Here is a 22,639-nt window from a genome sequence, read left to right on the forward strand (position 1 = left end):
CGATTCCTTGTTGGATGGATCAATGGGGTTGCGATGGCGCCAGTGTAACGGCGTGGCCCGGGCTTAAGAACAGCTTGATGGCAATCTGATTATTTGTGCTCGCTCTGCGGCGTCACCCGCAGCACCTCCTCAATCGTCGTCAACCCTGCCGCCACTTTCTGTGCGCCGGACAGGCGCAAGCTGCGCATGCCTTCCTTGAACGCCTGGCGGCGGATCGCAGTGAGGTCGGTGTCCGGGGTGATGAAGGCTTTGAGGCTGTCGCTCAGTTGCATGATTTCGTAGACCCCCGCGCGGCCGCGATAACCGGTGTCGCGGCACTCCAGGCAACCGATGGCGCGATGGGCACTGCCCGGCAGCGGCGCCTGCCAGGGGCGGGTCAGGGTTTGCCAGTCCTCATCTTCGAGTGTCAGCGGCGCCTTGCAATGAGGGCACAAGGTGCGCACCAGTCGTTGCGCCATGACCCCGAGTACGGTGGCTTTGATCAGGTAATGCGGTACGCCCAGTTCGAGTAAACGGCTGATCGCACTCGGTGCGTCGTTGGTGTGCAAGGTCGACAGCACCAGGTGCCCGGTCAGTGCAGCCTGAATCGCCATTTCGGCGGTTTCGAGGTCGCGGATCTCGCCGATCATGATGATGTCCGGGTCTTGCCGCATCAGCGCGCGCACCCCGGCGGCGAAACTCAGATCGATGTTGTGCTGCACCTGCATCTGGTTGAATGCCGGCTCGACCATTTCGATGGGGTCTTCGATGGTGCAGAGGTTGACCTCCGGCGTCGCCAGCTTCTTCAGCGTGGTGTACAGCGTGGTGGTCTTGCCCGAACCGGTCGGCCCGGTGACCAGAATGATGCCGTTGGGCTGTCGGGTCATGTCCTGCCAGCGGCGCAGGTCGTCGGCGGAAAAACCCAACTGATCGAAGTTCTTGAGCAGCACTTGCGGGTCGAAGATGCGCATGACCATTTTTTCGCCAAACGCGGTGGGCAGCGTTGATAACCGCAACTCGACTTCACCGCCGTCCGGGGTCTTGGTCTTGACCCGGCCGTCCTGGGGTTTGCGCTTTTCGGCGACGTTCATCCGGCCGAGGCTTTTCAGGCGGCTGACAATCGCCATCGTCACCTGTGGCGGGAATTGATAGACGTTGTGCAGCACCCCATCAATGCGAAAACGCACCGTGCCTTGCTCGCGGCGCGGTTCGATGTGGATATCACTGGCGCGCTGTTGAAAGGCGTACTGGAACAGCCAGTCGACGATGTTGACGATGTGCGCGTCGTTGGCGTCCGGCTCCTGATCGCTGGCACCGAGGTTGAGCAGTTGCTCGAAGTTGCCCAGGTTACCGTTCTGCTGATCGCCGCTGCTCGCGCCGCTGACCGATTTGGCCAGGCGAAAGAACTCGACGCTGAAGCGCTGGATATCTACCGGGTTGGCGACCACCCGTCTGATCGGCAGCTTCAGTACGTGAGTCAGGTCGGCTTCCCAGCCGTTCACATAGGGCTGGGCGCTGGCCACGGTCACCGAGTCGCGGTCGACTCCAACCGCGAGGATCTTGTGCCGTTGGGCAAAGGCGTAGGACATCAGCGGGGTGATGGCGGCGACGTTGATCTTCAGCGGATCGATGCGCAGGTACGGCTGGCCGGCCTGCTGCGCCAGCCACAGGGTCAGGCTTTCAAGATCGAGGTGCTTGCCCGGACGGCTGAGGTCGTCCAGTTGTTGGCTGGCGATGAACTCCAGCGGGTGTATCTGACCGTGGGCGGCATGACGGCGGCGCGCAATCAGCGCCTGCTCCGCCGAGTCCTGGCTGATGAAGCCTTGGGCGACCAGTTCGCGCAGCACATCGTTGAGTTCCAGCCAGCGGTCCTGAATAGCGAGTTGAACGGACATGCGGGCTTCCTTTTAAGCGACGTTGCGCCAAAGGATAGTCGCGGCCCGGCAGACCGTTGGGCCACTACCCGACGAAGCCGTTGCCGGATTTGTCAGCCGGCAGCCTGCGCTGGCGCCTCCCACGCGCTGTCGGCGTTTTGCAGATTCACCGAGCAGACGCTGATCAGGTTACGAAGCTTTTGCGCGATGACCTGAGCGCGATGCCAGCTCAGGCCGCCCATGATCAGGTCGATCGACAGCAGATCGTCCAGCCGCTGCACGTTGACCTGCTCGGGCGTGAGCAATTGCAGTGCGAACAGGTTCAGCACTCGCACCAGCAAATCCGGCTCGGCCTCGGCGAGGATCTGATAGTGCGCCAGGCAATGGGCGTTGCTGACGTTCCAGACGTCGGCGCGGGTGGGTGGGGGGGTTACGGCTTCGAGGTGCGGCATGACGAGTCTCCAAAATCGCTGGAGGAATTTTTACATTCGGTGCCGGGTATTTCTTATCTATGATTAGCGTTAATGGCGGTTGATCGGGAAGATCAATTCGCAAAGTTGTCTATTTGAGGTTTTTTTATGCATAGCGAACTGGACGGCTACGACCGCAAGATTCTCGCCCTGCTGCAAGAGGACGCTTCGCTGTCCAGTGCGCAGATCGCCGAACAGGTGGGGCTGTCGCAATCACCGTGCTGGCGGCGGATTCAGCGGATGAAGGAGGAAGGGATCATTCGCGGACAGGTGACGTTGCTGGATCGCAAGAAAATCGGCCTGAACACGCAGATCTTTGCCGAGATCAAACTCAATGCGCACGGGCGTTCGAACTTCACCGAATTCACCGAAGCGATTCGTGGTTTTCCGCAAGTGCTGGAGTGTTATGTGCTGATGGGCGCGGTCGACTTTCTGCTGCGCATTGTTGCGGCGGACATCGAGGCCTATGAGCGGTTCTTCTTCGAGAAGCTGTCGCTGGTGCCGGGGATTCAGGAAGTGAACTCGATTGTGGCGTTGTCAGAGATCAAGTCCACAACGAGCCTGCCGGTTTGAGTTTTCAGGCGTCTGTAATGGCCTCTTCGCGAGCGGGCTCGCACACATTTGGAATGAGTTTCCCTGTGTGCGACCCTGCTCGCGAAAGCGGTGTTACATGCGCAGCAGCATTTTCCACGCGCGATTCTGATAAACCGCAATCGCCTGCTGCTTGCGCGCATCGAGCAATTCGTCAGTGATGGTCGGCTCGTTGGCCAGTTGCGCCAGTTTGTTCAGCTCGCCGTACAGGCGATCCATTTCCGGGATCTCCAGCACGTTGCGCGCGTGGTGCAGCCAGACCTGAATGCGCTCGATACGCGGCAGTTGCTCGGCCAGATCTTCCGGCTGTTGCTGATAGCGCTGCAATTGCAGGGACGTGGCTTCTTCGCCCAACAGGCGCGGCAACCAACTGTGCAACTGCGCGCCACCCTGACGATTGCCACGCGTGTTGCGCTCGGCGGTCCAGGTGCGGGCCAGCAACCAGCGCGAGGTGTTCAGCGAGAACAGGCCCCAGCGTGGGTCTTGGAGTTCTTCGAGGAACTGCTCCGGCGCGGCTTTGCGCACGTCTTCGTCTTCGATACCGGCCTGAACCAGCGGACGCCAGTCTTCCAGCAATGCATCCAGCGCGACGCGCAGGTCGTGGGTCGATGGACGCGGCGCAGCCTGACCGAGGCTGCTGAGCAGGGCGCGTATTTCCGCCAGGTTTTCGACCCAGTCCAGCAACAGGCGCCAGTGACCGTTGAAACGGTACTGTTCAGCCAGACGCTGGCTGCTGCCGAGCAAGTGCCAGCACAGCGCGGCGAAGGCGTCGTCCAGTGGCGTTTCGGTTGTCAGTTGCGGCGCCGGCAGGCTCAGCGAGTAGCTGTTGGCGTCATATAGACGGTAGCCACGCTCGGCCTTGCTGATGTCGCACGGCATCAGAGCCAGGGTTTCGGCCAGTTCGGCGGCCAGTTCCAGCAGCGCGGCAGGCTCGCCTTCGCGCAGTTCCAGCTCCAGCTCGCAGATTTCTTCTTTCTGTTTGCCGACCACGACGTGGCCCAGATCCAGCGCGGCTTCGATGACCACTTTGCTCTTGCCACGGCCCCAGGCGATTTCGGCGCGCTCGCGAACGAAATCGGTGGTGAAGATCGGCTTCAGGGTTTTCTTGTCCAGTTCGGCCAGTTCCTCGGGCCAGCATTCGCCGTCGAGTTTCTTCACGTCGAGCTTGGCTTTCGGCAGGTTCCAGTCGTATTCATTGCGCTCGGACAGACCAGCGACGCTCTGGCCACGGGTCTTGAGGGTCTGAATCACCTCATCGCCATCCTTGCGCAGGCGCAGGGCAACTTTGGCCTGGGCCAGGTCGCGCTCGGGGGTGTCGAAGTACTGGTTCATCAACTCACGGCGTTCCCAGCCATTTTTGTTACGTTTTTTCAGTAGCGGGTGCTCGCGCAGGGCAGCGAGGGTTTCGCGGCTGACGCGGAGTTTGATTTCGGTTTCTTTCTGCATGGCCGGAAAATCCAGGATCGGGAGCGCAGCCGGGGGAATGTGTGGCTGCCAAGGCCGTGCAGTGTACAGGACTGATTCGTCCTACGCCCTGCGGCGGTTTATTCCTGGCGCCGGATGGTTCTATGATGGACTTCAATTCGGGAGTTGGAGTCAGCGATGCCTTTGCCGTCCATGAAAGACCAGTTCGCTGCGCTGATTGCCGCGCCGTCGGTCAGCTGCACCCAACCGAGCCTGGATCAGTCCAACCGGGCGGTCATCGATCTGCTTGCCGGCTGGCTGGGTGATCTGGGTTTCAGCTGTGATATCCAGCAGGTCACTCCCGGCAAATTCAACCTGCTCGCCAGTTTCGGCAGCGGCCCCGGCGGGCTGGTGCTGGCCGGGCACAGCGACACGGTGCCGTACGACGATGCGTTGTGGCAGACCGATCCGCTGACTCTCACCGAAGTCGATGGCCGCTGGGTCGGTCTGGGCAGTTGTGACATGAAGGGCTTCTTCGCCCTGATCATCGAAGCCGTGCGCCCGCTGCTCGACCAACCGTTCAAGCAACCGCTGCTGATCCTCGCCACTTGCGATGAAGAGAGCTCGATGTCCGGCGCCCGTGCGCTGGCCGAGGCTGGGCGGCCGCTGGGCCGTGCTGCCGTGATCGGCGAGCCGACCGGGCTCAAGCCGATCCGCATGCACAAAGGCATCATGATGGAGCGCATCGACATTCTCGGGCAGAGCGGCCATTCGTCGGATCCGCGCCTGGGCCACAGCGCCCTCGAAGCGATGCACGATGCCATCGGCGAACTGCGTGGCCTGCGCCTGCTGTGGCAGCGTGAATTCAACAACCCACAGTTCAGCGTGCCGCAACCGACGATGAACTTCGGTTGCATCCATGGCGGCGACAACCCCAACCGTATCTGCGGCCAGTGTTCCCTGGAATTCGACCTGCGCCCGTTGCCGGGCATGGACCCGAACGTGCTGCGCGCCGAGATTCTGCGCAAGCTCAACCCGGTCGCCGAACGGCATCAGGTGAAGATCGACTACAAACCGTTGTTCCCGGAGGTGCCGCCGTTCGAGCAGGCTGAAGATGTCGAATTGGTGCGTATTGCCGAAAAGCTCACCGGTCACCGTGCCGAAGCAGTAGCGTTTGGCACCGAAGCGCCTTATCTTCAGCGCCTGGGCTGCGAAACCATCGTGCTCGGCCCTGGCGACATCGCTTGTGCGCATCAGCCCGGCGAGTACCTTGAAATGTCACGTTTGCAGCCTACCGTGCATCTATTGCGACAGTTGATTGAACATTACTGCCTGAGCCCGGACAAACCCTGATGTCTCCTTGCGGGAGCGGGCTGTGTTTTGTCCGATCAAACGCTGTAAATTGCCAACATCCCAACCCGTATTCATGAGGAGAGCGCGCGTGTCGCCAAGCCTGTTCCGACGATAACCACCAGCCCGCTGTGCGTTTTCCGTTTCGCCCTTTTTTCCGGCTGCTATTTATTACAGGCCCAGGTTCATGCCCGAATACGTTAATTGGCTTCGTCACGCGTCCCCTTATATCAATGCCCACCGCGATTGCACCTTCGTCGTCATGCTGCCCGGCGACGGCGTTGAGCATCCGAATTTCGGCAACATCGTCCACGACATCGTGCTGCTGCACAGCCTCGGCGTGCGTTTGGTGCTGGTGCACGGTTCGCGTCCGCAGATTGAAACCCGCCTCGCCGCTCGCGGCCTGACTCCGCATTACCACCACGGCATGCGCATCACCGATGCGGCGACGCTGGAATGTGTGATCGACGCCGTTGGCCAACTGCGGATCGCCATCGAAGCGCGCCTGTCGATGGACATGGCTTCCTCGCCCATGCAGGGCTCGCGTCTGCGCGTGGCCAGCGGCAATCTTGTTACCGCGCGGCCGATCGGTGTGCTGGAAGGGGTCGACTATCACCACACCGGCGAAGTGCGCCGGGTCGACCGCAAGGGCATCAACCGTTTGCTGGACGAGCGTTCGATTGTGTTGCTGTCGCCGCTGGGGTATTCGCCGACCGGCGAGATTTTCAACCTGGCTTGCGAAGACGTCGCTACTCGCGCCGCCATTGACCTGGGCGCCGACAAGTTACTGCTGTTCGGCGCTGACCTTGGCCTGATCGACGAGAACGGCAAACTGGTGCGTGAGCTGCGCCCGCAGCAAGTACCGGCGCATTTGCAGCGTCTGGGCAGCAGCAATTATCAGGCGGAGTTGCTCGATGCCGCCGCTGAAGCCTGCCGTGGCGGCGTGGCGCGAAGCCATATCGTCAGTTACGTCGAGAACGGCGCGCTGCTGACCGAACTGTTCACCCGTGACGGTGGCGGTACGTTGGTGGCCCAGGAGCAATTCGAGCTGGTACGCGAGGCGGCGATTGAAGACGTCGGCGGCTTGCTCGACCTGATCAGCCCGCTGGAAGAGCAAGGCATTCTGGTGCGTCGTTCGCGCGAAGTGCTGGAGCGCGAAATCGAGCAGTTCAGCGTGGTTGAGCGTGAAGGCATGATCATCGCCTGTGCGGCGCTGTATCAGATTGCCGAATCGGATGCCGGCGAACTGGCCTGCCTGGCAGTAAACCCGGAGTACCGCCACGGCGGTCGCGGTGATGAACTGCTGGAGCGCATCGAGACTCGTGCCCGGGCCCAAGGCTTGAAGACATTGTTCGTCCTCACCACGCGTACTGCGCACTGGTTCCGTGAGCGTGGGTTTGAGCCAAGCAGCGTTGAGCGTCTGCCGGCAGCGCGGGCCTCGTTGTACAACTTTCAGCGCAATTCGAAGATCTTCGAAAAGACGCTTTGATTCATCAGGGGGTGGGGAGCCGGTACAGGCTGCAAGCTCCCCATCCCATCGTGTTTCTTCTGACACTCTCCTCCTGATTTCCCACCACTGAAAACGACGTCTGAATCGAGCCGGGTCATGCCGGCAAGGACGGCGGCTGCGCTGTGAGCGGAAAAAATCTTCCGATACACAAACTGTAACAATTGACCCGGATAGTGCGCTGGGTTGGCTGTTGGGGTGACGGAATTGTGTCTGGATTGCTTCAGTGCAAAACGGACTAAACAGGATGCTCTTAATACCCTTCAGGAATTGACTGGCGCGTTGTCGTGGGGAGCACCATAGCGCGCAAATGCGGGGTTCAAATTCCTAAAGGGTATTAGAAAAGAAGGTATCCATTCTTTTCAGGTTCATGACGAATTCATGAACCTGCATGGACCAAAAAACCGGAGATTAGACCATGGTCGTAGACACACAAAGTTACGATTGACTTGTGGGTCACGCTCTGGCGCTAATCGCGAACCTTCGGACTCGGGCATCGATCCGGGCCAGGAAAACAAGAATTAGAAACGAGAGGAGCTTAACAATGAATAAGTCCACTTTGGCCGTGGCTGTGGCCGTAGGGGTTTTGGCGCAGCAGGCAGGCGCCGCGGGTTTCATCGAAGACAGCAAGGCGTCCATCAGTTCTCGCACCATGTACTTCAATGCCGACAATCGTGACGGCGGATCGGATCAGAAAGAAGCCGCGCAGGGCTTCAAGTTCGATTACCTGTCCGGTTTCACTCAAGGCACGGTCGGTTTTGGTCTTGATGTCCAGGCGCTCAGCGGTATTCACCTGGACGGTGGCCGTGGTCATCACCCAAACAATAATTCGTTCAATCCAAGTGATTCCGACGGCTCGGCCACGCAGTCGTGGAGCCGCATCGCAGGTAACGTCAAGGCACGTCTGTCCAAGACCGAAGCTCACTTGGGTGGCGCGCTGCAACCTAGCTTGCCGATTCTGGTTGCGAACGATAGCCGTCTGCTGCCTCAAACCTTCGAGGGTGGCACGATCACCTCCAAGGAAATCGACAACGTCACCTTCAACGCCGGTCAGCTCGAGCACGCGGTGGGTCGCGCCTCGTCAAACAGTACCGGCCTGGCCGTGGCCGGTGGTACGCAGGACAGCAATCAGTTCCGTTATGCCGGTGCTGACTGGAAGGTCACCAAAGACCTGACCCTGCAGTACTACCACTCGAACCTGAAAGACTATTACAAGCAGAATTTCTTCGGTCTGGTGCACGTTCTTCCGATCAGCACCAACCAGTCGTTCAAGACCGATATCCGTTATTTCGACAGCAGCTCCGACGGCAAGAACGGCGAAGCCGGCTATCAGTTCAACAACAACAACGGCTATGCCAAGAACGCCGGTGAAGTTGACAACAAAACCTGGAGTGCGATGTTCACCTACACCTTGGGTGGCAGTGCCTTCCTGGTGGGTCATCAGCGCGTCAACGATGACGGTGGTTTCGTCTTCCTGAACCAAGGCAACGTGGTCGATGGCAATGGTCGTAACGAAGGTGCGGGGGGCGCGAGCTTCTACCTGTTCACTGATGCGATGGTCAACAGCTTCATTCGTGCTGGTGAAAACACCACGTTCGGTCAATACAGCTATGACTTCGCTGCGCTGGGCGTGCCTGGCCTGAAAGCCTCGGTTGCCTACTTGTACGGTGATGACATCAAAGCCAAGAACGGTGGCGCCGATCAGTCCGAGTGGGAACGTGACCTGCGTGTGGACTACACCATTCAGCAAGGTGCTCTGAAAGGGTTTGGCACGACGGTGCGTCATGGTACTTACCGTGGCAGCGGTACCGGCATCGCCAGCCAGGATCAAACGCGTCTGATCTTCAACTACACCTATAGCTTCATGTAAAAAGTTCTCGAAAAAGAACCTCGCCCTTTGGCGAGGTTTTTTTTGCGTTTTTTTTGATATTCCTTAATTAGAGCTTCTAATTGTTTTTTATTCTTTTTTGCTTTTTATGCGGGGGGCTAAAGTGAGCCCGTCCGGAGCCGGTGATCTGCCCGGTGTTTTGGCCATTTTGTCCCTCGACAATCCTGGCATTCAGGAATCGGCGCTTCAGCCGATACCTCGGATCGGTGGTGCGTTTGTATATACCCTAACGCTATGAAAAAGAGCTGGATAATTCTTTTTGGGATTATGCCGGGGTATTCTTCCGCGGCTTTGGCTGGGGGGTAAACGGCCAGCCGCGAATGACACGTTGAGGATTGCGGGCAATCGATCCGCAACCGCCAACAAAAGAACTAGAAACGATAGGAGCGATACATGAACAAGTCCACCTTGGCCCTGGCTGTGGCCGTAGGGGTTTTGGCGCAGCAGGCAGGCGCCGCCGGTTTCATCGAAGACAGCAAAGCTACCTTGGGGCTGCGTAACTTCTACATCAATAACGATAACCGTGACTCGGGTGCTCACTCCACCCAGAGCAAAGCTGAAGAATGGGGCCAAGGCTTCGATCTGCGCTTCATCTCCGGTTACACCCAAGGCACCGTCGGTTTCGGTATCGATGCCATCGGCCTGTTGGGCGTGCGTCTGGATTCGGGTGGCGGCACCAATGGGGCAACCAGCAGCACGTCGTACGGCGGCACGGTTTTCCCAAGTGAGTCCAATGGCAAAGCGGTTAACAACTTCTCCAGCCTGGGCCTGACTGCCAAAGCCAAGATCTCCCAGACTGAACTCAAGCTCGGCACCCTGCAGCCAAAGCTGCCAGTCATCGTGACCAACGATGGCCGTCTGCTGCCGCAAACCTTTCAAGGTGGCCAGATCACGTCCAACGAGATCAAAGACCTGACGCTGATTGGCGGTCAGATCGAAGCTGTGAAGGGGCGTAACTCCAGCAATAACGAGAACCTGGCCATTGGCGGTGCAAGTGCTCGTACGGCTAACAGCAACAAGTTCATCTACGCCGGTGGTGATTACAAAATCACCAAAGACCTGACTGCCCAGTACTACTACGGCAATCTGGAAGACTTCTACAAACAGCACTTCCTGGGCCTGGTTCACAACTGGGCAATCGGCCCTGGCGTGTTGAAATCGGACTTGCGTTATTTCAACAGCTCCGATGACGGCTTGAACGGCCACGACTCGGCTTATTTCAGTAACGGTAACTACACCGGTTTCAATGCGGGTAAGGGCAAAGTCGACAACAACCTTTACAGCGGCTTGTTCCTGTATAGCGTTGAAGGTCATACCTTCGGCGGCGGCTACCAGGTCAGCAACGGCAGCAGTGACTTCCCTTGGCTGAACCAGGGTGATGGGTCCTCGGCTTACATCACCACCGACATGCAGATCGCCAAGTTTGCCCGTGCTGGCGAACGTACGTGGCAGGCTCGCTACTCCTATGACTTCGCCAAGGTTGGCGTGCCTGGCCTGACCGCGGGTGTGGTTTACCTGCGTGGCGATAATATCGACACCGTGGGTAAAAATGGCCGTGAAAACGGCCATGGCAACTCCGAGTGGGAACGCGACCTGACCATCGGTTACGTCGTACCAGAAGGCCCGCTGAAGAACGTTGGCGTGATGTGGAAAAACGCTATGTGGCGCAACGACATCCCAGGTCAGCGTGACCAGGATGAAAACCGCCTGATCGTCAGCTACTCGATCCCGCTGCTGTAATCGCGCGTCTCGATTCGCTGAAGTAAAAAAAGCCCCGTCCGGCATCGCGCCGGACGGGGCTTTTGCGTTTTCGAGTCAGACTCACCCCCGTAAGCCCTCCCCGAAGTTCCACTCTTTTGCAGCTACTCAAGGCCTTCTCGAACCTTGCGAGCGATGTTCGGCGCGATGCCCTCGAGCGTCCAGTGAACGATGTTTAATATTCTTTTTTGGTATTGATGTCTTCTTATTTATTCTTTTATTAAAGGACGAAAGCCGAGCTACAGTTTAGGTCTCCAAACATTGATCAGGAGCAGCATCATGAGCCTCAGACTCGGCGACATCGCCCCCGATTTCGAACAAGACTCCAGCGCCGGCAAGATTCGTTTCCACGAATGGCTCGGCGATAGCTGGGGCGTGCTGTTCTCTCACCCGGCGGACTTCACCCCGGTGTGCACCACGGAGCTGGGCTTTACCGCCAAGCTCAAGGACGAGTTCAGCAAACGTGGCGTCAAAGCCATCGCACTGTCGGTCGACCCGGTGGATTCGCACCAAAAATGGATCGAAGACATCAACGAAACCCAGAACACTCTCGTCAACTTCCCGATCCTGGCCGATGCCGATCGCAAGGTGTCGGATTTGTACGACCTGATCCACCCGAACGCCAGCGACACCTTGACCGTGCGTTCGCTGTTCGTGATCGATCCGAACAAGAAGATTCGTCTGACCATCACCTACCCGGCGAGCACCGGGCGCAACTTCCACGAGATTTTGCGGGTGATCGATTCGCTGCAACTCACCGACAACTACAAAGTGGCCACACCGGCCAACTGGCAGGACGGTGATGAGGTGGTGATCGTGCCGTCGCTCAAGGATGAAGACGAGATCAAGCGGCGCTTTCCGAAGGGCTACCGCACAGTGAAACCCTACCTGCGCCTGACGCCGCAGCCGAACAAGTGAATCAATGAAGTTTGCGGTGTAGCCACCACCGCTTTCGCGAGCAAGCCCACACACATTTTGAAATGCGTTCCCCCCCCTGTGGGAGCGGGCTTGCTCGCGAAGGCGTCAGTTCAATCAGCACAGGGTTCAGCATTTTCAGCACCCAACAGCAGGGGATTTCAGGCCGTTTGACGGCCTGTTTTTTTGCCTGGGGGAACGTCAATCGCATAGCTCTAAAGTGCATAACCAAATAAATAAATATGATTTATGGATATATAAATCAACTGGTAAGGTCACTCACATCGACGCGAGATCGCATCCTGCGAATCGCCTGTAACGCTTAAGGAATGGTCTCAATGCTGGTCGTCTCTCTCGGTGGCAGTCCCAGCCTGCGCTCCCGCTCCGGGGTGCTGCTGGAGCGCTCGCAACGCTGGTTGCAGGCGCAAGGGGTGGAAGTGGTGAGTTATCAGGTGCGGGACTTTCCCGCCGAAGATTTGCTTCACGCCCGTTTCGACAGCCCGAAGGTACTCGACCTGCTGGCGCAGATTGAAAACGCCGATGGCCTGCTGATCGCCACGCCCGTTTACAAGGCTTCGTTTTCCGGTGCCCTGAAGACCGTGCTGGACCTGCTGCCCGAGCGCGCCTTGCACCACAAGGTTGTTTTGCCGATGGCCACGGGCGGTAGCATCGCCCACATGCTGGTGGTCGATTACGCGCTCAAGCCTGTGCTGTCGGCATTGAAAGCCCAGGAAATGCTGCAAGGGATTTTTGCCGAGGACAGCCAGATCGCTTACGGCCAAGGCAGTGCCGTGGCGCAACTGGCGCCGGCGCTGGAGCAGCGTCTGCATGAGGCGCTGGAGCAGTTTGTCAGCGCCATCGCCCGCCGACCGAAGCCGCTGGAGCCGGGCCTGTTGAATGAACGTTTGTTGAGTGCTCGCTGGAGCATTTGAGCCGATTGTCCAGATACATCGAAACATGAAGTACTCGCCTTACTCGCCCGCCAACGGGCAAGCAGGTGCAGCCAAAACCCAACAGCAAAAAGGAGAGCGCTATGCGCACTGTATTTTTGCGTCGTGGTCTGGTCGCTCTGTTTGCTGCGGCTGTCACCTTCGGCGCTATCACTCAAGCTCAAGCCGAGACGTTGCGGATCGGTTATCAGAAGTACGGCACGCTGGTGCTGCTCAAAGCCAAAGGAACCCTGGAAAAACGCCTCGCCGGCCAAGGCGTGGACGTGCAATGGACTGAATTCCCCGGTGGCCCACAACTGCTGGAAGGCCTGAACGTCGGCTCGATCGACTTTGGCGTCACGGGCGAAACCCCACCGGTCTTCGCTCAAGCCGCCGGCGCCGATCTGCTCTATGTCGCCTATGAACCGCCGGCGCCGAACAGCGAGGCGATCCTGGTGCCGAAAGACTCGCCGATCACCTCGGTGGCCGATCTCAAGGGCAAGAAAGTCGTCCTGAACAAAGGCTCCAACGTTCACTACCTGCTGGTGCGCGCTCTGGAAGACGCCGGCCTCAAATACACCGACATCCAGACCGTATTCCTGCCGCCAGCCGATGCGCGTGCGGCGTTCGAGCGTGGCAGTGTCGACGCTTGGGTCATCTGGGATCCGTACCAGGCCGCCGCCGAAAAACAACTGCAGGCGCACACCCTGCGTGACGGCCAAGGCATTGTCGACAACCACCAGTTCTATCTCGCGACCAAGCCTTACGCGCACAAACATCCCGAGGTGATCAAAGCCCTCATCGAGGAAGTGCGTGCCGTGGGTCAATGGTCCAAGGCCAACCCTGAAGCGGTGACCCAACAGGTTGCGCCGCTGCTCGGGCTGCCGGCGGATATCACCCTGACGTCGATGAAGCGCCAGGGTTTTGGGGCGCTGTTCCTGACCCCGGACGTGGTCGCCGCACAACAGAAAATCGCCGACACGTTCTTCCAGCTCAAGCTGATTCCCAAGCCGTTAAGCGTCAAGGACGTGATCTGGACCCCTGCGCCCGCCGTGGCCCAACGCTCAGTCAGCCAAGCCCAGTAATTCCAATTCCCAAGGAGACCACTCCATGAGCCTCAATATCTTCTGGTTCTTGCCTACCCACGGCGACGGCCATTACCTGGGCACCGCCGAAGGCGCCCGCGCCGTCGACCACGGTTATCTGCAACAGGTCGCGCAAGCGGCGGATCGCCTGGGTTTTGGCGGTGTGCTGATTCCCACCGGGCGTTCCTGCGAAGACTCCTGGCTGGTGGCGGCGTCGCTGATCCCGGTGACCCAGCGTCTGAAGTTCCTCGTCGCCCTGCGCCCCGGGATCGTTTCCCCTACGGTGGCGGCGCGCCAGGCCGCGACGCTGGATCGCCTCTCTGGCGGCCGCGCGTTGTTTAACCTGGTGACCGGCGGTGACCCGGAAGAATTGGCCGGTGACGGTTTGTTCCTCAGTCACGAAGAGCGCTATCAGGCCTCGGTGGAATTCACCCGCATCTGGCGCCGTGTGCTGGAAGGCGAAACCGTGGACTACGACGGACAGCACATCAGTGTGAAGGGCGCCAAGTTGCTCTATCCGCCGATCCAGCAACCGCGTCCGCCGCTTTACTTCGGCGGCTCGTCGGAAGCAGCGCAGGACCTGGCTGCCGAGCAGGTTGAAATGGTGCTGACCTGGGGCGAGCCGCCAGCGGCAGTGGCCGAGAAGATTGAACAAGTGCGCGCCAAAGCGGCCAAGCTCGGACGTACCGTGCGCTTCGGCATTCGTCTGCATGTGATCGTCCGTGAAAGCAACGCCGAAGCGTGGCAAGCGGCGGATCGCTTGATCTCGCATCTGGACGACGACACCATCGCCCGTGCTCAAGCTTCGCTGGCGCGTTTCGATTCGGTCGGTCAGCAACGCATGGCGGCATTGCATGGCGGCAGTCGCGACAACCTCGAAGTCAGCCCGAACCTGTGGGCCGGTGTCGGTCTGGTGCGTGGCGGTGCCGGGACGGCGCTGGTCGGCGATGGCCCGACCGTGGCGGCGCGGGTGAAGGAATACGCGGATCTGGGCATCGACACCTTTATCTTCTCCGGTTATCCACACCTCGAAGAGTCGTATCGCGTGGCGGAACTGCTGTTCCCGCACCTGGACATCGAGCGCCCGGAACGGCCGAAAAGCACCGGGTATGTCAGCCCGTTCGGCGAGATGGTTGCCAACGACATTCTTCCCAAAACCGCGTCGCAAAGCGTGGGCGCGCCATGAAGAAAATTATCCACAGCCTCGCGCCCTGGGCGTTGCCGGTGTTGTTGCTGGCGGTGTGGCAGTTGTCGGTGTCGGCCGGTGGGTTGTCGACACGGATTCTGCCGGCACCGGTGGCGGTGATCGAGGCCGGCGTGCGCCTGGTGCGCAGCGGTGAAATCTGGACGCACCTGGCGATCAGTGGTTGGCGCGCGGCACTCGGTTTCACCCTCGGGGGCAGCATCGGTCTGGTGCTGGGGTTCATCACCGGGCTGTCGACATGGGGCGAGCGCCTGCTCGACAGCTCGGTGCAGATGATCCGCAACGTGCCGCATCTGGCGCTGATTCCGCTGGTGATCCTGTGGTTCGGCATCGATGAGTCGGCGAAGATTTTTCTGGTGGCGCTGGGCACGCTGTTTCCGATCTACCTCAACACCTACCACGGCATTCGCAATGTCGACCCGGCGCTGGTGGAGATGGCGCGCAGTTATGGCTTGTCCGGTTTCAGCCTGTTCCGGCAGGTGATTCTGCCGGGCGCGTTGCCTTCGATTCTGGTCGGGGTGCGCTTCGCGCTGGGCTTTATGTGGTTGACGCTGATCGTCGCTGAAACCATTTCGGCCAGTTCCGGCATCGGCTATCTGGCGATGAACGCCCGGGAGTTCTTGCAAACCGACGTGGTGGTGCTGGCAATCCTGCTTTACGCGGTGCTCGGCAAACTCGCCGACCTCGCCGCCCGTGGACTTGAACGTGTGTGGCTGCGTTGGCATCCGGCCTATCAGGTTGCCAGGGGAGGTGCGGCATGACGGCTCAACAACCTCCACGCCTGCTGCGCGGTATACCGCTGGCGGTGCGCAACCTGCAAAAGACCTTCGGTTCACGCCAGGTTTTGCGTGACATCGATCTGCACATTCCGGCGGGGCAGTTTGTCGCGGTGGTCGGGCGCAGTGGTTGCGGCAAAAGTACCTTGCTGCGCCTGCTCGCCGGGCTCGATCAACCGACTGGCGGCGACCTGCTTGCGGGCTGCGCGCCGCTCGGCGATGTGCGGGAAGACACCCGGCTGATGTTCCAGGAAGCACGGTTGCTGCCGTGGAAAAAGATCATCGACAACGTTGGCCTCGGTCTCGCGGGCAACTGGCGTCCCAAGGCGCTCGAAGCACTCGACGCGGTCGGGCTGGCGGATCGTGCCAACGAATGGCCGGCAGCTTTGTCCGGAGGGCAAAAGCAGCGTGTTGCTCTGGCCCGGGCGCTGATCCACCAACCGCGACTGTTATTGCTCGACGAGCCACTCGGCGCGCTGGATGCGCTGACCCGGATCGAGATGCAGCAACTGATCGAACGCCTCTGGCAGCAACACGGCTTCACCGTGTTGCTGGTGACCCACGATGCCAGCGAAGCGGTGGCGATTGCCGACCGTGTGATTCTGATCGAGGACGGCGAAGTCGGTCTCGATCTGCCTGTGGAACTGCCACGCCCTCGCGTGCGCGGTTCGCACAGGCTGGCCGCACTGGAAACCGAAGTGCTCAACCGCGTTCTTTCCCTGCCTGGCGAACCGCCGGCGCCGGAACCTGTTTCACCACTGCCTGCGCAACTGCGTTGGGCGCAATAACTCAAGCAAACGACAGGAATCATTGCCATGACTATCAAAGCCATCAACGTGCGTAACCAGTTCAAAGGCTCGATCAAGGAAATTGTCCTTGGCGACGTGCTGTCGGAAATCGACGTGCAGACCGCCTCGGGCATCGTCACTTCGGTGATCACCACCCGCTCGGTCAAGGAGCTGGAACTGGTGGTCGGCAGCGAGGTGATTGCCTTTGTGAAATCCACCGAGGTGTCGATCGCCAAGTTGTAAGCCGCTGTTTGTACCTGGCTTGAAGTCTGCGGCGTGCTCGCGAAGAGGGCGCTAGCGAATTCTCTTGGGCAGATAGGGGGGGAGATACAGCCCGATATAGGCATCGAACACCCGCATCCCTTCTTCAGCCATGCGCGGTGTGATTTGTCCGTGTTGCTGCACCGAGCGTGCATAGACGCGGTCACCCAGTTCCATCGCCAGGGCAAACACGTCGACATCCTCCGGCAGTCTCGGCAGTTCGAAATGATGCTCGAACAGCTTGTGCATCAGGTCGCCCAGTTCGAGGTCGTGTTGCCGGTCGGCCTGGGTGACTTCGGTAAGACCGTGCTGGGCGAGGATCAGTTGGCGCGCCGCGGCGTCCTCGTCGTAGATCTCCAGCATCCGTTGTTCGACCAGTCGTGACAGGTCGCGCCAGTCGCGCAGGGTTTCATGGTCGATTGGCGCTTGCAGGCAGGCGCGAAAGGCTGCGTGAACATCGGCTGTCAGTGCTTCGAGCAGCGCCGGGACGCTGGCGAAAAAGTGGTAAACGGAGGAGGGCGGAATCTGTGCGCGCTCGGCCACGCTGTAGATCGACAGACTGGCCACACCCTCGGCGGCCAGCAGCGTGCGTGCGGCGTCGAGTATCGAATCGATCCGTGCCTGACTGCGGGCGCGGGGTTTGCGAATGGGGGCGGGTCGCGTCATGGAAGTCTCCTGCGGGGCAGCGGGCATTGTACGAGCCAGTGTGTGTGTTGTCTGCCAGGACGCCTTCGGGAGCGAGCCCCCTCCCACAGTTGATCTCTGTGTACTCACCATTCATCCCGAGGGTGCGGGCCATAAAAAAACGCCGTTGGCTGCAATAGCCAACGGCGTTCCTTTTGGCGCCACAACCGCTTAAACGGTATGCAGGTACCAGTTGTACTCGAGGTCGGAGATGGAGTGTTCGAACTCCTCCAGCTCGCTCTCTTTACAGGCGACGAAGATATCGATGTATTTCGGATCGATGTACTTGGCCATCACCTCGCTGTCGTCCAGCTCACGCAGTGCATCGCGCAAGTTGTTCGGCAGGCTTTGCTCGTTCTGCTCGTAGCTGTTGCCTTCGACGGGCGCGCCTGGCTCGATCTTGTTGGTCAGGCCGTGATGCACGCCTGCCAGTACCGAAGCCATCAGCAGGTACGGGTTGGCGTCGGCGCCGGCCACGCGGTGTTCGATACGCACGGCATCTGCAGAGCCGGTCGGTACGCGAATCGCCACGGTGCGGTTGTCCAGGCCCCAGCACGGCGAGTTCGGCACGTAGAACTGTGCGCCGAAACGACGGTAGGAGTTGACGTTCGGGCAGAGGAAAGCCATCTGCGCCGGCAGGGTCTCGAGCACACCGCCGATCGCATGACGCAGTGCGGCGTTCTGCTCGGGATCCTCGCTGGCAAAAATGTTTTTGCCATCTTTATCAAGAATCGAAATGTGGACGTGCAAACCGTTGCCCGCCTGGCCCGGGTAAGGCTTGGCCATGAAGGTGGTGTCCATTTCATGGTCGTAGGCGATGTTCTTGATCAGACGCTTGAGCAATACAGCGTAATCGCATGCCTTGATCGGGTCGGCGACGTGGTGCAGGTTCACTTCGAACTGCGCCGGGGCACTTTCCTTGACGATGGCGTCGGCCGGGATGCCTTGCTCTTTGGCACCTTCCAGAATGTCCTGGAGGCAGTCGACGTATTCGTCGAGGTCGTCGATCAGGTAAACCTGCGTCGAGTGCGGGCGCTTACCGGAGATCGGCGAGCGTGGCGGCTGCGGACGGCCGTTCACGTTTTCCTGGTCGATCAGGTAGAACTCGAGTTCGAATGCGGCGCAGATGGTCAAGCCCATCTCGTCAAACTTTGCAACAACTTGACGGAGCACTTCGCGCGGATCGGCGAAGAACGGATCACCTTCCAGTTCGTGCATGGTCATCAACAGTTGCGCGGTCGGGCGCTTCTGCCAAGGCTCGTTGCACAGGGTGTCGGGGATTGGATAGCAGATACGATCGGCGTCGCCGATGTCCAGGCCCAGACCGGTGCTTTCCACCGTCGAACCATTGATATCCAGAGCAAATAGAGAGGCCGGCAGGTTGATGCCTTTCTCGTAAACCTTGTGGAGGCTGGTGCGTTCTATGCGCTTGCCGCGCACCACACCATTCATATCCGCAATCAGAAGGTCAACGTACAGAACCTCAGGATGTTCCTTAAGGAACGCGTTCGCTTCATTAAGCTGAACGGCACGCGGGGGTACCGACATGATGCAACACCTTTGTTGTTAAAAATATCAATCATTGATCTTTTCTGGTTTCAGTCAACCCGAACGGCCTGCCGAAGTCAAGCGAGGCCTTTTTTGCCCTAAAAAAGCGCTGCAAGGGCATTTATGGGGCACTTTGGGGCGGTTTTTTGCCTTTGGCACGCTTGGCACCCGCGGGCTTGAGCAGGCCGTGTTGTATTTTTTACGGGGGTGTTGTGTAAAAAAATGAACAAGGCTAAGCTCCGATCAAACCCATAACAGCAATAATACCGGGGTGCTTCATGTCTCGCCTGCCGTTAATCGGCATCACCGACTGCTCGCAACAGTCCGGTCTGCATGCTCATCACATCAGTGGCGACAAATCCGTCCGTAGCGTAGCCAGCATGGCGCGTGGCCTGTTGACGATGTTTTCGCAAGCAGCCGGCCATACGGCACCGTCCGATATTCTGGACGTACGGGCAAGCATCCTCTTTATGGCGTCTCCTTCCAATATAGTTCTCTTTCTCTCCCAAAGCCTGCGCCGCTCCCCACGTCGTGCTCATGATTCTGCACGCGCGGCTGTACGTTTCCAGAGTGCACAAGAAATGCAACGCCAGCGTAAAGGGCAGGTAAGCTCTTCTTTCATTGTCTATGCGCGGTGCCAGGCGTAAGCCGGTACTGCGCGCAAGCAAGCCCCCTTTAACGCGACGCACAAGCGTCAAACTTTGCCTGACCTAGCGTCAGGAGACTCAGCCCAGAGGCATTTATGAGTAACAACCTCGACCAGCTCACCGATTGGTTGAAAGACCACAAGATCACAGAAGTCGAATGCATGGTCGGCGACTTGACCGGCATCACCCGGGGCAAGATCTCGCCGACCAACAAGTTCATCGCCGAGAAAGGCATGCGCCTGCCAGAGAGCGTGCTGTTGCAGACCGTGACCGGCGACTATGTCGAAGACGACATCTATTACGAACTGCTCGACCCGGCCGACATCGACATGATCTGCCGCCCCGACCAGAACGCCGTGTACCTGGTGCCGTGGGCCATCGAGCCCACCGCGCAGGTGATCCACGACACCTACGACAAGCAAGGCAATCCGATCGAGCTGTCGCCGCGCAACGTCCTCAAGAAAGTCCTGAAACTCTATGCCGACAAGGGCTGGCAGCCGATCGTGGCGCCGGAAATGGAGTTCTACCTGACCAAGCGCAGCGACGACCCTGACTATCCGTTGCAGCCGCCGGTCGGCCGTTCGGGTCGTCCGGAAATCGGTCGCCAGTCGTTCTCCATTGAAGCGGCGAACGAATTCGATCCGCTGTTCGAAGACGTCTATGACTGGTGCGAACTGCAGGAGCTGGACCTCGACACGCTGATCCACGAAGACGGCACGGCGCAGATGGAAATCAACTTCCGTCACGGCGACGCGCTGTCGCTGGCCGATCAGATTCTGGTGTTCAAACGCACCATGCGCGAAGCCGCGCTCAAGCACAACGTGGCCGCCACCTTTATGGCCAAGCCGATGACCGGCGAGCCGGGCAGTGCGATGCACTTGCACCAGAGCATCATCGACATCGAGACCGGCAAGAACGTTTTTTCCAATGAAGACGGGACCATGAGCCAGTTGTTCCTGCACCACATCGGTGGTTTGCAGAAACTGATCCCTGAGCTGTTGCCGCTGTTCGCGCCGAACGTCAACTCGTTCCGTCGCTTCCTGCCGGACACCTCGGCACCGGTGAACGTGGAATGGGGCGAAGAAAACCGCACCGTGGGCCTGCGCGTACCGGATGCCGGCCCGCATAACCGCCGGGTGGAAAACCGTTTGCCGGGCGCTGATGCCAACCCCTATCTGGCGATCGCGGCGAGCCTGCTCTGCGGTTACATCGGCATGGTCGAGGGTCTGAACCCGAGCGCACCAGTCGTTGGTCGTGGCTATGAACGCCGCAACCTGCGTCTGCCGCTGACCATTGAGGATGCGCTGGAACGCATGGAAAACAGCGCGACCATCGAGAAATACCTCGGCAAAACTTTCATCACCGGCTATGTCGCGGTCAAGCGCGCCGAGCATGAAAACTTCAAGCGCGTGATCAGTTCGTGGGAGCGTGAGTACCTGCTCTTCGCCGTCTGATACGCCAGGCGCGGCGCTCAGGCGGCGCGCCTTCACCTCTGACAAGGAGAATTGGCATGACCAGCAACAACCCGCAAACCCGTGAGTGGCAAGCGCTGAGCAGCGATCATCACCTGGCCCCGTTCAGCGATTTCAAGCAGTTGAAAGAGAAGGGCCCACGGATCATCACCAACGCCAAAGGCGTTTACCTGTGGGACAGCGAAGGCAACAAGATCCTCGACGGCATGGCCGGGCTGTGGTGCGTGGCCATCGGTTACGGTCGCGATGAACTGGCCGACGCCGCCAGCAAGCAGATGCGCGAACTGCCTTACTACAACCTGTTCTTCCAGACCGCGCATCCTCCAGCGCTGGAACTGGCCAAGGCCATCGCTGACGTCGCGCCAGCAGGCATGAACCACGTGTTCTTCACCGGTTCCGGCTCCGAAGGCAACGACACCATGCTGCGCATGGTTCGCCACTACTGGGCGATCAAGGGCCAGCCAGACAAGAAAGTCATCATCAGCCGCAAGAACGGCTATCACGGTTCGACCGTGGCCGGCGCGAGCCTGGGCGGCATGACGTATATGCACGAGCAGGGCGACTTGCCGATCCCGGGCATCGTCCACATCGAGCAGCCGTACTGGTTCGCCGAGGGCGGCGACATGTCGCCAGAAGAGTTCGGTGTCTGGGCGGCCAATCAACTGGAAGAGAAGATTCTCGAAGTCGGCGTCGACAACGTCGGTGCCTTTATTGCCGAGCCGATCCAGGGTGCCGGTGGCGTGATCATTGCGCCCGACACCTACTGGCCGCGCATCAAGGAAATCCTCGCCAAGTACGACATCCTCTTCGTTGCCGACGAAGTGATCTGCGGTTTCGGTCGTACCGGTGAGTGGTTCGGTAGCGATTTCTACGACCTTGCGCCCGACATGATGACCATCGCCAAGGGCCTGACGTCCGGCTATATCCCGATGGGTGGTCTGATCGTGCGTGACGAAGTGGTCGCGGTGCTCAACGAAGGTGGCGATTTCAACCACGGCTTCACTTACTCCGGCCACCCGGTGGCGGCGGCGGTGGGTCTGGAAAACATCCGGATTCTGCGCGAAGAAAAAATTATCGAGACCGTGCGCAACGAAACGGCACCGTATTTGCAGAAACGTCTGCGGGAACTGAACGATCACCCATTGGTAGGTGAAGTTCGCGGTGTTGGTCTGCTGGGGGCGATCGAGCTGGTGCAGGACAAGGCCACTCGCAAGCGTTACGAAGGCAAGGGTGTCGGCATGATCTGCCGTCAGTTCTGCTTCGACAACGGGCTGATCATGCGCGCTGTGGGCGACACCATGATCATTGCGCCGCCGTTGGTGATCAGCAAAGCGGAGATCGATGAGCTGGTGACCAAGGCGCGCAAGTGTCTGGACCTGACCCTCAGTGCGGTACAAGGCTAAGTGCTAGGCTCTGAGCGGGGGAGCCGCGGCGCTCTTGCTCAAAGCTGTCACAAAGGCGGGTCTTTTCTTGAAAGACCGCCTCTGAACTTGCCAGACTAGTCGCGGT

Annotated in this window: 20 protein-coding genes; 15 read left to right on the top strand and 5 right to left on the bottom strand. The window is 59.5% G+C overall.

The window, feature by feature from the left end; translation table 11 throughout:
• Positions 1–89 precede the first annotated feature (89 nt).
• Both AACY50_RS22150 and AACY50_RS22155 read right to left on the bottom strand, forming a co-directional pair.
• A complete protein-coding gene (locus AACY50_RS22150) occupies positions 90–1,874 on the bottom strand; it encodes a GspE/PulE family protein (RefSeq protein WP_339430424.1) in 1,785 nt (594 codons plus the stop codon).
• A 92-nt stretch (positions 1,875–1,966) separates the two neighbouring features.
• The gene (locus AACY50_RS22155) at positions 1,967–2,305 is read right to left on the bottom strand and encodes a hypothetical protein (RefSeq protein ID WP_339430423.1); all 339 of its coding nucleotides are present in this window, start codon (positions 2,303–2,305) and stop codon (positions 1,967–1,969) included.
• 126 nt (positions 2,306–2,431) lie between these two features.
• On the opposite strand from AACY50_RS22155, the gene AACY50_RS22160 reads away from it, so the two are divergent.
• On the top strand, positions 2,432–2,896 hold the full coding sequence (locus tag AACY50_RS22160) for an Lrp/AsnC family transcriptional regulator (protein WP_221734057.1): 465 nt from the start codon (positions 2,432–2,434) through the stop codon (positions 2,894–2,896).
• Between the two features lie 93 nt (positions 2,897–2,989).
• Here AACY50_RS22160 and AACY50_RS22165 read toward each other — a convergent pair whose 3' ends face one another.
• Positions 2,990–4,360 carry a CYTH domain-containing protein gene (locus AACY50_RS22165; protein WP_339539178.1) on the bottom strand — a complete coding sequence of 457 codons (1,371 nt, stop codon included), beginning with the start codon at positions 4,358–4,360 and terminating at the stop codon, positions 2,990–2,992.
• Positions 4,361–4,516: 156 nt separating this feature from the next.
• Here AACY50_RS22165 and argE point away from each other — a divergent pair, with 156 nt between their 5' ends.
• The 11 genes from argE (at position 4,517) to AACY50_RS22220 (ending at position 16,761) form a co-directional block, all read left to right on the top strand.
• On the top strand, positions 4,517–5,671 hold the full coding sequence (gene argE / locus AACY50_RS22170) for an acetylornithine deacetylase (protein WP_339539179.1): 1,155 nt from the start codon (positions 4,517–4,519) through the stop codon (positions 5,669–5,671).
• Positions 5,672–5,855: 184 nt separating this feature from the next.
• Positions 5,856–7,157, top strand: coding sequence for an amino-acid N-acetyltransferase (argA, locus tag AACY50_RS22175; protein WP_339430421.1), 1,302 nt, complete (start codon positions 5,856–5,858; stop codon positions 7,155–7,157).
• 562 nt (positions 7,158–7,719) lie between these two features.
• Positions 7,720–9,045, top strand: coding sequence for an OprD family porin (locus AACY50_RS22180; RefSeq protein WP_339430420.1), 1,326 nt, complete (start codon positions 7,720–7,722; stop codon positions 9,043–9,045).
• Positions 9,046–9,456: 411 nt separating this feature from the next.
• Positions 9,457–10,803: an OprD family porin gene (locus AACY50_RS22185; RefSeq protein WP_339464664.1), complete on the top strand. Its 1,347-nt coding sequence runs from the start codon at positions 9,457–9,459 to the stop codon at positions 10,801–10,803.
• Between the two features lie 297 nt (positions 10,804–11,100).
• Complete coding sequence (locus AACY50_RS22190) at positions 11,101–11,739, top strand: peroxiredoxin (protein WP_339430418.1); 639 nt, start codon at positions 11,101–11,103, stop codon at positions 11,737–11,739.
• Between the two features lie 335 nt (positions 11,740–12,074).
• The gene (ssuE, locus tag AACY50_RS22195) at positions 12,075–12,668 is read left to right on the top strand and encodes an NADPH-dependent FMN reductase (protein ID WP_339430417.1); all 594 of its coding nucleotides are present in this window, start codon (positions 12,075–12,077) and stop codon (positions 12,666–12,668) included.
• A 101-nt stretch (positions 12,669–12,769) separates the two neighbouring features.
• Positions 12,770–13,750 (top strand): sulfonate ABC transporter substrate-binding protein, encoded by a 981-nt coding sequence (locus AACY50_RS22200; RefSeq protein ID WP_339464665.1) that lies wholly within the window; start codon positions 12,770–12,772, stop codon positions 13,748–13,750.
• Between the two features lie 25 nt (positions 13,751–13,775).
• Positions 13,776–14,936: an FMNH2-dependent alkanesulfonate monooxygenase gene (ssuD, locus tag AACY50_RS22205; RefSeq protein ID WP_339430415.1), complete on the top strand. Its 1,161-nt coding sequence runs from the start codon at positions 13,776–13,778 to the stop codon at positions 14,934–14,936.
• Positions 14,933–15,715 carry an aliphatic sulfonate ABC transporter permease SsuC gene (ssuC, locus tag AACY50_RS22210; protein WP_339430414.1) on the top strand — a complete coding sequence of 261 codons (783 nt, stop codon included), beginning with the start codon at positions 14,933–14,935 and terminating at the stop codon, positions 15,713–15,715. The genes ssuD and ssuC overlap by 4 nt, the downstream gene beginning before the upstream one ends.
• Positions 15,712–16,518: an aliphatic sulfonates ABC transporter ATP-binding protein gene (gene ssuB / locus AACY50_RS22215; protein WP_339430413.1), complete on the top strand. Its 807-nt coding sequence runs from the start codon at positions 15,712–15,714 to the stop codon at positions 16,516–16,518. Before ssuC ends, ssuB begins: the two co-directional genes overlap by 4 nt.
• Positions 16,519–16,545: 27 nt before the next feature.
• Positions 16,546–16,761, top strand: coding sequence for a TOBE domain-containing protein (locus tag AACY50_RS22220; RefSeq protein WP_003229256.1), 216 nt, complete (start codon positions 16,546–16,548; stop codon positions 16,759–16,761).
• A gap of 51 nt (positions 16,762–16,812) precedes the next feature.
• On the opposite strand, the gene AACY50_RS22225 is transcribed toward AACY50_RS22220, so the two are convergent.
• A complete protein-coding gene (locus AACY50_RS22225) occupies positions 16,813–17,445 on the bottom strand; it encodes a TetR/AcrR family transcriptional regulator (RefSeq protein ID WP_339539180.1) in 633 nt (210 codons plus the stop codon).
• A 189-nt stretch (positions 17,446–17,634) separates the two neighbouring features.
• Positions 17,635–19,011: a glutamine synthetase family protein gene (locus tag AACY50_RS22230; RefSeq protein ID WP_339430411.1), complete on the bottom strand. Its 1,377-nt coding sequence runs from the start codon at positions 19,009–19,011 to the stop codon at positions 17,635–17,637.
• A 278-nt stretch (positions 19,012–19,289) separates the two neighbouring features.
• Here AACY50_RS22230 and AACY50_RS22235 point away from each other — a divergent pair, with 278 nt between their 5' ends.
• From AACY50_RS22235 to AACY50_RS22245, 3 genes are all read left to right on the top strand, one after another.
• The gene (locus AACY50_RS22235) at positions 19,290–19,658 is read left to right on the top strand and encodes a glutamine amidotransferase (RefSeq protein ID WP_339494889.1); all 369 of its coding nucleotides are present in this window, start codon (positions 19,290–19,292) and stop codon (positions 19,656–19,658) included.
• Between the two features lie 95 nt (positions 19,659–19,753).
• Positions 19,754–21,112, top strand: a complete 1,359-nt coding sequence (locus AACY50_RS22240; RefSeq protein WP_339430409.1) for a glutamine synthetase family protein — start codon at positions 19,754–19,756, stop codon at positions 21,110–21,112.
• 56 nt (positions 21,113–21,168) lie between these two features.
• Complete coding sequence (locus tag AACY50_RS22245) at positions 21,169–22,533, top strand: aspartate aminotransferase family protein (RefSeq protein ID WP_339430408.1); 1,365 nt, start codon at positions 21,169–21,171, stop codon at positions 22,531–22,533.
• The last annotated feature ends 106 nt before the right edge of the window (positions 22,534–22,639 follow it).

This window comes from Pseudomonas sp. RA_15y_Pfl2_54, assembly GCF_963971015.1.
In the GTDB taxonomy this organism is placed as follows: domain Bacteria; phylum Pseudomonadota; class Gammaproteobacteria; order Pseudomonadales; family Pseudomonadaceae; genus Aquipseudomonas; species Aquipseudomonas baetica_A.

Coding starts and splice junctions, on each gene's coding strand:
- AACY50_RS22150 (WP_339430424.1), bottom strand. CDS start 1,874: ATGTCCGTTCAACTCGCTATTCAGGACCGCTGGCTGGAACTCAACGAT.
- AACY50_RS22155 (WP_339430423.1), bottom strand. CDS start 2,305: ATGCCGCACCTCGAAGCCGTAACCCCCCCACCCACCCGCGCCGACGTC.
- AACY50_RS22160 (WP_221734057.1), top strand. CDS start 2,432: ATGCATAGCGAACTGGACGGCTACGACCGCAAGATTCTCGCCCTGCTG.
- AACY50_RS22165 (WP_339539178.1), bottom strand. CDS start 4,360: ATGCAGAAAGAAACCGAAATCAAACTCCGCGTCAGCCGCGAAACCCTC.
- argE (WP_339539179.1), top strand. CDS start 4,517: ATGCCTTTGCCGTCCATGAAAGACCAGTTCGCTGCGCTGATTGCCGCG.
- argA (WP_339430421.1), top strand. CDS start 5,856: ATGCCCGAATACGTTAATTGGCTTCGTCACGCGTCCCCTTATATCAAT.
- AACY50_RS22180 (WP_339430420.1), top strand. CDS start 7,720: ATGAATAAGTCCACTTTGGCCGTGGCTGTGGCCGTAGGGGTTTTGGCG.
- AACY50_RS22185 (WP_339464664.1), top strand. CDS start 9,457: ATGAACAAGTCCACCTTGGCCCTGGCTGTGGCCGTAGGGGTTTTGGCG.
- AACY50_RS22190 (WP_339430418.1), top strand. CDS start 11,101: ATGAGCCTCAGACTCGGCGACATCGCCCCCGATTTCGAACAAGACTCC.
- ssuE (WP_339430417.1), top strand. CDS start 12,075: ATGCTGGTCGTCTCTCTCGGTGGCAGTCCCAGCCTGCGCTCCCGCTCC.
- AACY50_RS22200 (WP_339464665.1), top strand. CDS start 12,770: ATGCGCACTGTATTTTTGCGTCGTGGTCTGGTCGCTCTGTTTGCTGCG.
- ssuD (WP_339430415.1), top strand. CDS start 13,776: ATGAGCCTCAATATCTTCTGGTTCTTGCCTACCCACGGCGACGGCCAT.
- ssuC (WP_339430414.1), top strand. CDS start 14,933: ATGAAGAAAATTATCCACAGCCTCGCGCCCTGGGCGTTGCCGGTGTTG.
- ssuB (WP_339430413.1), top strand. CDS start 15,712: ATGACGGCTCAACAACCTCCACGCCTGCTGCGCGGTATACCGCTGGCG.
- AACY50_RS22220 (WP_003229256.1), top strand. CDS start 16,546: ATGACTATCAAAGCCATCAACGTGCGTAACCAGTTCAAAGGCTCGATC.
- AACY50_RS22225 (WP_339539180.1), bottom strand. CDS start 17,445: ATGACGCGACCCGCCCCCATTCGCAAACCCCGCGCCCGCAGTCAGGCA.
- AACY50_RS22230 (WP_339430411.1), bottom strand. CDS start 19,011: ATGTCGGTACCCCCGCGTGCCGTTCAGCTTAATGAAGCGAACGCGTTC.
- AACY50_RS22235 (WP_339494889.1), top strand. CDS start 19,290: ATGTCTCGCCTGCCGTTAATCGGCATCACCGACTGCTCGCAACAGTCC.
- AACY50_RS22240 (WP_339430409.1), top strand. CDS start 19,754: ATGAGTAACAACCTCGACCAGCTCACCGATTGGTTGAAAGACCACAAG.
- AACY50_RS22245 (WP_339430408.1), top strand. CDS start 21,169: ATGACCAGCAACAACCCGCAAACCCGTGAGTGGCAAGCGCTGAGCAGC.